General features: G+C 68.8%; 10 protein-coding genes. All 10 read left to right on the forward strand.

Translation table 11 applies throughout. From position 1 onward, the window contains the following. The coding region (locus AC1D01_RS10505; RefSeq protein WP_477865977.1) for an acetyl-CoA C-acyltransferase at positions 1–789 on the forward strand (789 nt) is incomplete at its 5' end. A 140-nt stretch (positions 790–929) separates the two neighbouring features. Beyond that, positions 930–2,777: an acyl-CoA dehydrogenase gene (locus AC1D01_RS10510; RefSeq protein ID WP_477865978.1), complete on the forward strand. Its 1,848-nt coding sequence runs from the start codon at positions 930–932 to the stop codon at positions 2,775–2,777. Between the two features lie 17 nt (positions 2,778–2,794). After that, the gene (locus tag AC1D01_RS10515; RefSeq protein WP_477865979.1) at positions 2,795–2,986 is read left to right on the forward strand and encodes a hypothetical protein; all 192 of its coding nucleotides are present in this window, start codon (positions 2,795–2,797) and stop codon (positions 2,984–2,986) included. A gap of 20 nt (positions 2,987–3,006) precedes the next feature. Beyond that, positions 3,007–4,995, forward strand: a complete 1,989-nt coding sequence (locus AC1D01_RS10520; protein ID WP_477865980.1) for a M3 family metallopeptidase — start codon at positions 3,007–3,009, stop codon at positions 4,993–4,995. A 10-nt stretch (positions 4,996–5,005) separates the two neighbouring features. Further along, entirely contained in the window at positions 5,006–5,797 is a 792-nt protein-coding gene (locus AC1D01_RS10525) for an SDR family oxidoreductase (protein ID WP_477865981.1), read from the forward strand. A 1-nt stretch (position 5,798) separates the two neighbouring features. Beyond that, on the forward strand, positions 5,799–6,242 hold the full coding sequence (locus tag AC1D01_RS10530; protein ID WP_477865982.1) for a PaaI family thioesterase: 444 nt from the start codon (positions 5,799–5,801) through the stop codon (positions 6,240–6,242). A 29-nt stretch (positions 6,243–6,271) separates the two neighbouring features. Continuing rightward, positions 6,272–7,291 (forward strand): NADP-dependent oxidoreductase, encoded by a 1,020-nt coding sequence (locus AC1D01_RS10535; RefSeq protein WP_477865983.1) that lies wholly within the window; start codon positions 6,272–6,274, stop codon positions 7,289–7,291. Positions 7,292–7,405: 114 nt separating this feature from the next. After that, positions 7,406–8,494 (forward strand): fatty acid desaturase family protein, encoded by a 1,089-nt coding sequence (locus AC1D01_RS10540; RefSeq protein WP_477865986.1) that lies wholly within the window; start codon positions 7,406–7,408, stop codon positions 8,492–8,494. A 12-nt stretch (positions 8,495–8,506) separates the two neighbouring features. Next, complete coding sequence (locus AC1D01_RS10545) at positions 8,507–9,445, forward strand: glutathione S-transferase family protein (RefSeq protein WP_477865984.1); 939 nt, start codon at positions 8,507–8,509, stop codon at positions 9,443–9,445. Next, on the forward strand, positions 9,442–9,651 hold a 210-nt coding region (locus AC1D01_RS10550), incomplete at its 3' end, for an SDR family NAD(P)-dependent oxidoreductase (protein WP_477865985.1). The genes AC1D01_RS10545 and AC1D01_RS10550, both read left to right, overlap by 4 nt.

Genomic DNA, 9,651 nt, shown 5'->3' on the forward strand with positions numbered 1-9,651 from the left:
CACATGATCGCCGACCCCTGGCTGCGCGAGCACAAGCCGGAGATCTACTGGAGCATGCTGCAGACCGCCGAGCAGGTGGCCAAGCGCTACAAGATCGGCCGCGACCGCATGGATGCGTATGGCGCGGCGAGCCAGCAGAAGGCCTGTGCGGCGCAGGATGCCGGCAAGTTCACCGACGAGATCGTGGCGGTCACGGTGACCGCCGGCGTGGCCGACCCGGTGATGGGGCTGCGCAGCAAGGAGGTCACGATCAGCGTCGACGAGGGGCTGCGTCAAGGCACGACAGTGGAAGGCATTGCCGGCATCAAGCCGGCGCTGCCGGGCGGGCTGATCGCGGCGGGCAATGCGAGCCAGTTCAGCGATGGCGCCGGTGCGTGCGTCGTGATGAGCGAAGCATTGGCGCAGCAGCGCGGGCTGAAGCCGCTGGGCCGCTTCCTCGGCTTCGCGGTGGCGGGCTGCGAGCCGGACGAGATGGGCATCGGGCCGGTGTTCGCGGTGCCGAAGGTGCTGAAGCGGCTTGGTCTCACCGTGCAGGACATCGACCTGTGGGAGCTGAACGAGGCGTTCGCTGTTCAGGTGCTCTATTGCGCCGACACGCTGGGCATTCCGATGGACCGCTTGAACGTCAACGGTGGGGCGATCGCTGTTGGGCACCCGTATGGGGTCAGCGGTCAGCGGCTTACCGGTCATGCGTTGATCGAGGGCAAGCGCCGGGGTGCGAAGCGGGTGTGCATCACGATGTGCATCGGCGGCGGCATGGGAGCTGCGGGGATCTTCGAAGTGCTGTGAGTCCCTCGCAAAGGCGCACCCCGTAGCCCGGATGCCAATCCGGGAATCGTCGATCGCATGGGACGGCGGCCCCGGATTGGCATCCGGGCTACGAATACCCGCCGTGCCGCACACGATCGACGAGAACGGGATTCAAACCAATGCGACAGACACTCGACTTCCTGCTGTACGACTGGCTCCAGGCAGACACGCTCAAGAACCGCAGCCGCTTCGCAGACCACTCGCGCGATACCTTCGACGCCGTGCTCGACACCTGCGAACGCATCGCGCGCGAGAAGTTCGCGCCGTTCAACCGAGTCACTGACACCGAGGAACCGCGCTTCGACGGCGAACGCGTGATCCAGCCGCAAGCCACGCATGAGGCGTCGCGCGCCTACGTGGAGTCCGGCATGCTCGCCGCGGCACAGGACTACGAGATTGGCGGCATGCAGTTGCCCTGCGTGATCGAGATGGCCGCCAACGGCTTCTTCGCGAAAGGCGGCATCGGCATGGGGGGCGGGGGCATGCTGACCAGCGGCAATGCCAACCTGCTGATGGCGCATGGCACGCCGGCTCAGAAGGAAGTGTTCGCGAAGAACGAATTCTCGGGGCGCTTCTTCGGCACCATGTGCCTGAGCGAACCGCAGGCCGGCTCCAGCCTGTCGGACATCGTCACCCGCGCCACGCCCGACGGCCCCGATGCCCCTGATGATCCGCTCGGCCCCCGCTACCGGCTGCGCGGCAACAAGATGTGGATCTCGAACGGCGAGCACGAGCTGGCCGAGAACATCGTCCACCTCGTGCTCGCGAAGATCCCCGGACCCGATGGCGCGCTGGTCCCCGGCACGCGCGGCATCTCGCTGTTCGTCGTGCCGAAGAAGATGGTTGATGCCGAAGGCCGTCTCACCGGCGAACGCAATGACGTGGCGCTCGCCGGCCTCAACCACAAGCTGGGTTATCGCGGGATTCCGAACACGCTGCTGAACTTCGGCGAAGGGAAGTTTCCGGTTCGCGGGTCGGCCGGCGCCATCGGCTACCTCGTCGGCCAGCCCGGCGAGGGCCTGCGCTGCATGTTCCACATGATGAACGAGGCCCGCATCGGCGTCGGGCTGGGCGCGACGATGCTCGGCTATGCCGGCTACGAAGCGAGCCTGGAGTACGCCCGCGGCCGTCCGCAAGGGCGTCCCATCGGCCCCGGCGGCAAGGACGCCACCCGGCCGCAGATACCGATCATCCAGCACGCCGACGTGAAACGCATGCTGCTTGCGCAGAAGAGCTACTGCGAAGGCGCGCTGGCGCTGGAGCTGTACTGCGCCCGCCTCGTCGACGAACAGCACACCGCGCCGCCCGAGATCGCGGCCGAAGCAGGGCTGCTGCTGGAGATGCTCACCCCCATCGCGAAGAGCTGGCCCAGCGAATGGTGCCTGGAAGCCAACAGCCTCGCGATCCAGGTGCTCGGCGGCTACGGCTACACCCGCGACTACCCGGTCGAACAGTACTGGCGCGACAACCGCCTCAACATGATCCACGAGGGCACCCACGGCATCCAGGCGCTCGACCTGCTCGGCCGCAAGGTCGTGATGGACGGCGGCAAGGGCCTGATGCTGCTCGCCCACAAGCTCAACGCGACGATCCAGCGCGCGCTGATGCTGCCGGCGCTCGCCGAGCACGCCAACGCACTGGCCGGGGCGCTGAAGGCGCTCGGCAACGCCACCCAGGCCGCCTGGGCCGGCGGGGTGCCCGAAGAGGCGCTCGCCAATGCCACGCCCTACCTGCAGGCCTTCGGGCACACGGTGCTGGCCTGGGTCTGGCTGGATGTCGCGATCTGCGCGCAAGAACACCTGGAGCAAGCCACCGCGGCCGGGCAGGGCGACACCGCGCTGCTGCACGGCAAACTCGCCGCGGCCCGCTTCTTCTTCCGCTACGAACTGCCCAAAGTCCCCGCCTGGCTGAAGGTGGTGGAGACGCGGGACGATACTTGCCGTTCCATGAACGACGCCTGGTTCTGACGCCGGGCCGGATTGCGATGAAGACTTCGACGATCGAAACCCTGGTCTGGGTGCTGATCTACGGCGGGCTGCTGGGCGTCGGCCTCGGCCTCGCGGTGCAGCGCTACCACGCTCCGCTGGGCTGGGGCATCGCGGTGACCGGAGCGGTCGTCGCGACCGTCGGTGTCGTGCTCATCTATGTGCGCTCGCGCATGAAAAGCCCCACATGAACCCCTTGACCCGCCTCCCCATGACCTTCCGCCTGTCCCTCTCGACGCWGCTGCTGGTGGCCGGCGCTGCCGTGGCCGCCGAGCCGGCCACGCCGTCGTACGCCTTCCCCGAGTTCCGCACCGGCGCGCAGGCCGACGCCGCCTGCAAGACCCTGATCGCCAGCGCCCGCGCCGACGAGAAACGGCTGCAGGCGCTGCCGGCGGACCGGGCCGGCACGCTGCTGGCCGAGCTCGACGGCATGAACCGCCGCTATGAAGACACCGTCGGCCCGCTGTCGCTGCTGAACGCGGTGCACCCCGACAAGGCGGTGCGCGACGCGGCCGATGCCTGCGACCTCGGCTACCAGACCTTCCGCAACAGCTTCCTGCAGAACCCGAAGATCTACGCGCTGCTGAAGCAGGTGAAGCCGGCCGACGACATCGACGCCCGCCTGCTGCGCGACACGCTCGATTCGTTCGAGGACGCCGGCGTCGCGCTGACGCCCGCCCGCCAGGCGCGCGCGAAGAAGGTCAGCACCGAGATCACCCGGCTCGGCCAGCTGTTCGACCGCCGCATCCGCGACGACAAGACGCGCGTCGCGTTCGCGCCCGATGAACTCGACGGCGTGCCGGCCGAGGCGCTGAAGGATCGCAAGCGCGATGCGCAGGGCCGCTACGTGTTCGGCCTCGACTACCCGAGCTACGACGCGATCATCGAGAACGCGAAGAGCGGCGCCACCCGCGAGCGCATGTGGCGTGCCTTCCAGAACCTGGGCGGCGCGGCCAACCTGAAGACGCTGCAGCAGCTCGGCCAGCTGCGCCGCGAGTACGCGCAGCTGTTCGGCCTGGCGTCGTATGCCGATTTCGCGATGCGCCGCCGCATGGCCGGCAACGCCGCCGCGGTGCAGGCCTTCCTCGGCACCGTGAAGGATGCGGTCGCGCAGCGCGAGGTGGCCGATCTCGGCCTGCTGCGCGAAGCGAAGGCGCGCGACCTGAAGCAGTCGGTCGAGGCGACCACCGTGAACCGCTGGGATCTCACGTACTACACGTTCAGCGAGCGCCGCAACCGCTTCCAGCTCGATGCCGAGGAGTTCCGCACCTACTTCCCGCCGCAGGCCAGCCTCGACTTCGTGTTCCGCGTCGCCGGCCAGCTGTTCGGCGTGCAGTTCGAGGCGCTGAAGCAGCCGCTGTGGCACGCGGACGCGCAGTCGTTCGAGGTGCGCGATGTCGCCAGCAAGAAGGTGCTGGGCACGCTGTTCGTCGACCTGTACCCGCGCGAGGGCAAGTACAACCACGCGGCGGTGTGGAGCTTCCGCAACCCGTCGACGCTCGCGGGCCGCACGCCGGCCGCGGGCCTGGTCGTCAACTTCAACCGCAAGGGCCTGAACATCGACGAGCTGGAGACGCTGCTGCACGAGTTCGGCCACGCGATGCACGGCCTGCTGTCGAACACCCGCTATGCGACGCAGGGCGGCACCAACGTGCAGCTCGATTTCGTCGAGGCGCCGTCGCAGATGCTGGAAGACTGGGTCTACGACGCGCGCGTGCTGGCGCTGTTCAAGGAGGTCTGCCCGACCTGCAAGCCGGCACCGGACGACCTGGTGGCGCGGGCCTCGAAGGCGCGCGATTTCGCGAAGGGCATCGCGGTGGCGCGCCAGCACCTGTATGCGAGCTACGACCTCGCGCTGTACGCGAAGGACGCGCCCGAGCCGATGGCCACCTGGCAGCGCATGGAAGGCGCGACGCCGCTCGGYCACGTGAAGGGCAGCATGTTCCCTGCCGGCTTCTCGCACATCGCGACCGGCTACGCCTCGGGCTACTACGGCTACCTGTGGAGCCTGGTGCTGGCCGAGGACCTGCGCACCGCATTCGCCGCCGACAAGCTGAGCAGCGAGGTCGGCCTGCGCTACCGCGAGCAGGTGCTGTCGCAGGGTGCCCAGGTGGCTCCGGCGCAGTTGATGCGCAACTTCCTCGGACGCGACACCAACAGCGACGCCTTCTTCAAATCCCTCAACAGGCACAACGACTAGGAGACCGCCCATGAGCACGCCGATCCAGACCTTGTTCAACCTCGAAGGCAAGACCGCGCTGGTGACCGGTGGCTCGCGCGGGCTCGGCCTGCAGATCGCCGAATCGCTGGGCGAGGCCGGCGCGAAGATCCTGCTGACCTCGCGCAAGGCGGCCGACCTGGAAGAGGCTGCCGCCCACCTGCAGGCGCGCGGCATCGACACCCGATGGGTGGCGGCCGACGCGAGCCTGCCGGACGAGATCCAGCGCGTGGCCAGCGAGGCGATGCAGCGGCTCGGCAAGGTCGACATCCTCGTCAACAACGCCGGTGCCACCTGGGGCGCGCCGGCCGAGGACTACCCGCTGGAGGCCTGGGACAAGGTGATGAACCTGAACATCCGCAGCATCTTCCTGATGAGCCAGGCGATCGGGCGGCTCAGCATGATCCCGCGCCAGTCGGGCCGCATCATCAACGTCGCGTCGATCGCCGGGCTGTCGGGTTCGCCGTCGACGATGAAGTACATCGCCTACGGCACCAGCAAGGGCGCGGTCGTCAACTTCACGCGCACGCTGGCGGCCGAGTGGGGCCGCCACGGCATCACGGTGAATGCGCTGGCGCCGGGCATGTTCCCGAGCAAGATGACGGCCGGCACGATCGCCAAGGTGGGCGTCGAGGCGCTGGCCACCGGCGCGCCGCTCGGCCGCATCGGCGACGACGACGACCTGAAGGGCGCGGCGCTGCTGTTCGCGTCGGCGGCGGGCAAGCACATCACCGGGCAGATCCTCGCGGTCGACGGCGGCGTGAGCGCGGTGCATGGCCACTGAGATGGAATTTCCCGTCCACATCCCCTTCGTCGCTCAACTCGGCTTCGAGCTGCTGAGGTTCGAGAACGGCGAGGCCGAGATCGGCCTGACGCTGCGCGACGAGCTGTGCAATTCATGGAGCGTCGCGCATGGTGGCGTCACGATGACCTTGCTCGATGTCGCGATGGCGCATGCCGCGCGCAGCAGCTCGATCAAGCCGGGCGGGCAGCCGGGCGGCACCGGCGTCGTGACGATCGAGATGAAGACGAGCTTCATGCGCCCGGGCCTCGGCCGCATCGTCGGCCACGGCAAGCTGCTGCACGCGACCGCATCGCTCGCGTTCTGCGAGGGCAGGGTGGTCGATGCGAACGGCGAACTGCTCGCGAGCGCCAGCGGCACCTTCAAGTATTTGCAAGGGCTTCCGGCAGGGGGACGCAAGATCCACCGCTCGAACGCCTCCGACTGATCCGACACAACACAGACAGGAGACAAGCCATGACTACCACCAACCAGCAGATCGTCCTCGCGTCGCGCCCCGACAAAGAGGCCGTCGCCGGCAACTTCCGGCTCGAATCGAAGCCGCTGCCGGCGCTGGCCGACAACCAGGTGCTGGTGCGCCATCACTATCTGTCGCTCGACCCGTACATGCGCGGGCGCATGAACGCCGGCAAGAGCTACGCGCAGCCGCAGCCGCTGGACCAGGTGATGATCGGCGGCACCGCCGGCGAGGTGGTCGAGTCGCGCCACCCCGGCTTCAAGGCCGGCGACCAGGTGGTCGGCATGGGGGGCTGGCAACAGTACGGCGTGGTCGACGCGAGCCAGCCCGGCATGCTGCGCAAGGTCGACACCACGCACATCCCGTTGTCGGCCTACCTCGGTGCGGTCGGCATGCCGGGCGTCACCGCGTGGTACGGGCTGGTGAAGATCTGCACGCCGAAGGCCGGCGAGACGGTCGTCGTCAGCGCGGCCAGCGGGGCGGTCGGCGGCGCGGTGGGGCAGCTGGCCAAGGTGCGCGGCTGCCGCGCGGTCGGCATTGCCGGCGGGCCCGACAAGTGCCGCTACGTGGTCGAGGAACTGGGTTTCGATGCCTGTGTCGACTACAAGGCGCATCGCGACCCGAAGGCGCTGTACGCCGCGCTGAAGGAGGCCACGCCGGACGGCGTCGACGGCTACTTCGAGAACGTCGGCGGGCTGATGCTCGACACCGTGCTCTCGCGCATGAACGCGTTCGGCCGCGTTGCGCTGTGCGGGATGATCTCCGGCTACGACGGCCAGCCGATCCCGCTGACCTACCCGCAGCTGATCCTGCAGTCGCGGCTGAAGCTCGAGGGCTTCATCGTCAGCGAGCACATGGGCGTGTGGCCCGAGGCGCTGAAGGAGCTGGGCACGCTGGTGGCGACCGGCAAGCTGAAGTACCGCGAGACGATCGCACAGGGCATCGAATCGGCACCGGAGGCGTTCCTGGGGCTGCTGAAGGGCGCGAATTTCGGGAAGCAGCTCGTCAAGCTCGTGTGATATCCCACCCCCGAGGCGCTGCGCGCCTCCCCCTCAAGGGGGCGCCTCCAGTGGCCCGGCGAAGCCGGTTCCACGGAGGCCGCTGGATCAGAGACATGGAGCAATGACGTGGCCATGCATCAGACACCACCTGCCGCGGGCGAAGAGTTCCGCGAAGACTTGCGGCCGATCGAGCCGCCGCGCACGGCCGCGGCGCGCGTGGCGGGCTCGGGCAATGCGGCCGCGCGCCGCATCCTGAACGCCGACGAGATCGCGTCGCTGACGCAGCTGAGCGACTGGCGCTCGCTCGGCGCGGTGCTGACCACCTTCGGCAGCATCGCGCTGGCGGTGGCCGCGGCGCTGCTCACCTGGAGCGAGCCGTGGGGCTGGGCGATCGCGATCCTCGCGGTGCTGGTGATCGGCGTGCACCAGCATGGCCTGTTCATCCTGGCGCACGAGTCGGCGCACTACCGGCTGTTCAGCCACCGCGGCGTCAACGACGCGGTGGGCCGGCTGATCGGGATGGCGGGTGGCATCTCGATGTGCACCTACCGCGTGATCCACCGGCTGCACCACAACAACCTCTACACGGCGGAAGACCCCGACACTGCCATCCACGGCGGTTATCCGCGTGGCGTGGGGTACCTGTGGAAGAAGCTCGGGCAGGACATCGTCGGCTGGAACGCGTGGAAGACCTTCGCGTACTTCTTCGGCGCGCCGGCCTTGAACGACGTGACGCAAAAGGCGGCCCGGCCGCTGGACGACACCTCGCCGCAATTGCGTGCCAGCGCCCGGCGCGACCGCTGGGCGGTGGTGGCGTTCCAGATCGCGGCGCCGCTGCTGTGCTGGGCCTTCGGCGGCGGCCGGGGCCTGCTGCAGTACGCCATCCTGTGGATGCTGCCGCTGCTGACGGTGCTGCAGCCCATCCTGCGCTTGCGCGCGATCATGGAGCACGGCGGCGTGACCGACCTGTCGTCGCCGCTGACGGCCGCGCGCAGCAACCGCACCAGCGGCAGTGTCGCCAACGTGATGGGCCGCGCGCTGTTGTTCCCGCACCATGTGAACTACCACCTGGAGCATCACCTGTACCCCGCCGTGCCGCACTACCACCTGCCTCGCCTGCACCGCCTGCTGGTGGAGAAGGGTGCCTTGCACCAGGCCGAGGTTCGCGACTTGCGTGGAACCTGGCGGATCATCTTTGCGCCGCGGGCGCCGAAGGGCTGACGGAGACACCAGATGACCGACCTGATCCTGCATCACTACGACGGCTCGCCCTTCTCCGAGAAGGTCCGCTTGATCCTCGGCTTCAAGGGCCTCGCCTGGAAGTCGGTCAAGGTCCCGGTGATGCTCCCCAAACCCGACGTGGTGGCGCTGACCGGCGGCTACCGCCGCACGCCGTTCCTGCAGATCGGCGCCGACATCTGGTGCGACACCGCGCTGATGGCCCGCGTGATCGACACGCTGGCGCCCAAGCCACCGCTCTATCCGCATGCCGCCGGCGAGCTGCAGCACCTCGTGGCGCAATGGGCCGATTCGACGCTGTTCTGGACGGCGATTCCGTACACGATGCAGCCGGCCGGCGTGGCCCACATCTTCGAAGGGGCGCCGCCCGAGTTCCTGAAGGCCTTCGGTGCCGATCGCGCGGCCATGACCGCCGGCATGCGCCGCGTGACCACCGCCGATGCCGCGGTGCAGCTGCAGGGCTACTTCGGCTGGCTCGAATCGCAGGTGGCCGATGGCCGGCCGTTCCTGATGGGCGCGCAGCCCTGCATCGCGGATTTCTCGGTCGCGCAATCGCTGTGGTACGTGCGCCGCGCGCCACCGGTCGCGACCATCCTCGCGCCGTTCCAGAAGCTGATCGGCTGGTACGAGCGGGTCGCGGCGTTCGGGCACGGCACGGTCGAGAAGATGACGAGTGCCGACGCGCTGGACATCGCCGCGCGCGCCACCACCCACGAGCCGGTCAAGGTGGAGCCGGGCCTCGGCTTCGACGCCGGCACGGCCGTCACCGTGATGCCCACCGACTACGCGCCCGATCCGGTCGCCGGCACGCTGGTCGGGCTCACGGCGCACGAGGTCGTCATCGAGCGGCGCGACGAGCGCGGCGGGCTGCTGCATGTGCATTTCCCGCGCATCGGCTACCAGGTCAAGAAGGTTTCAACGGAGACGACATGAAGAACTTCAAGGGCGGCACCGCCGTCATCACCGGCGCGGGTTCGGGGTTCGGGCTCGAGGCCTCGCGCATCGCCGCGCGGCTGGGCATGAACGTCGTGATGGCCGACGTGCAGCAGGACGCACTCGACGCCGCGGCCGCCGAGATCCGCGGGCTCGGCGCGCAGGTGCTCGCGCAGCGGCTCGACGTCGCGAAGGCGGCCGAGGTC

This window comes from Rhizobacter sp. P3_B12 (genome assembly GCF_056402895.1).

Excerpts from the sequence above, each read along its gene's own strand:
- AC1D01_RS10545 (WP_477865984.1), top strand. The coding sequence starts at position 8,507 with ATGACCGACCTGATCCTGCATCACTACGACGGCTCGCCCTTCTCCGAG.
- AC1D01_RS10540 (WP_477865986.1), top strand. The coding sequence starts at position 7,406 with ATGCATCAGACACCACCTGCCGCGGGCGAAGAGTTCCGCGAAGACTTG.
- AC1D01_RS10535 (WP_477865983.1), top strand. The coding sequence starts at position 6,272 with ATGACTACCACCAACCAGCAGATCGTCCTCGCGTCGCGCCCCGACAAA.
- AC1D01_RS10515 (WP_477865979.1), top strand. The coding sequence starts at position 2,795 with ATGAAGACTTCGACGATCGAAACCCTGGTCTGGGTGCTGATCTACGGC.
- AC1D01_RS10510 (WP_477865978.1), top strand. The coding sequence starts at position 930 with ATGCGACAGACACTCGACTTCCTGCTGTACGACTGGCTCCAGGCAGAC.
- AC1D01_RS10525 (WP_477865981.1), top strand. The coding sequence starts at position 5,006 with ATGAGCACGCCGATCCAGACCTTGTTCAACCTCGAAGGCAAGACCGCG.
- AC1D01_RS10530 (WP_477865982.1), top strand. The coding sequence starts at position 5,799 with ATGGAATTTCCCGTCCACATCCCCTTCGTCGCTCAACTCGGCTTCGAG.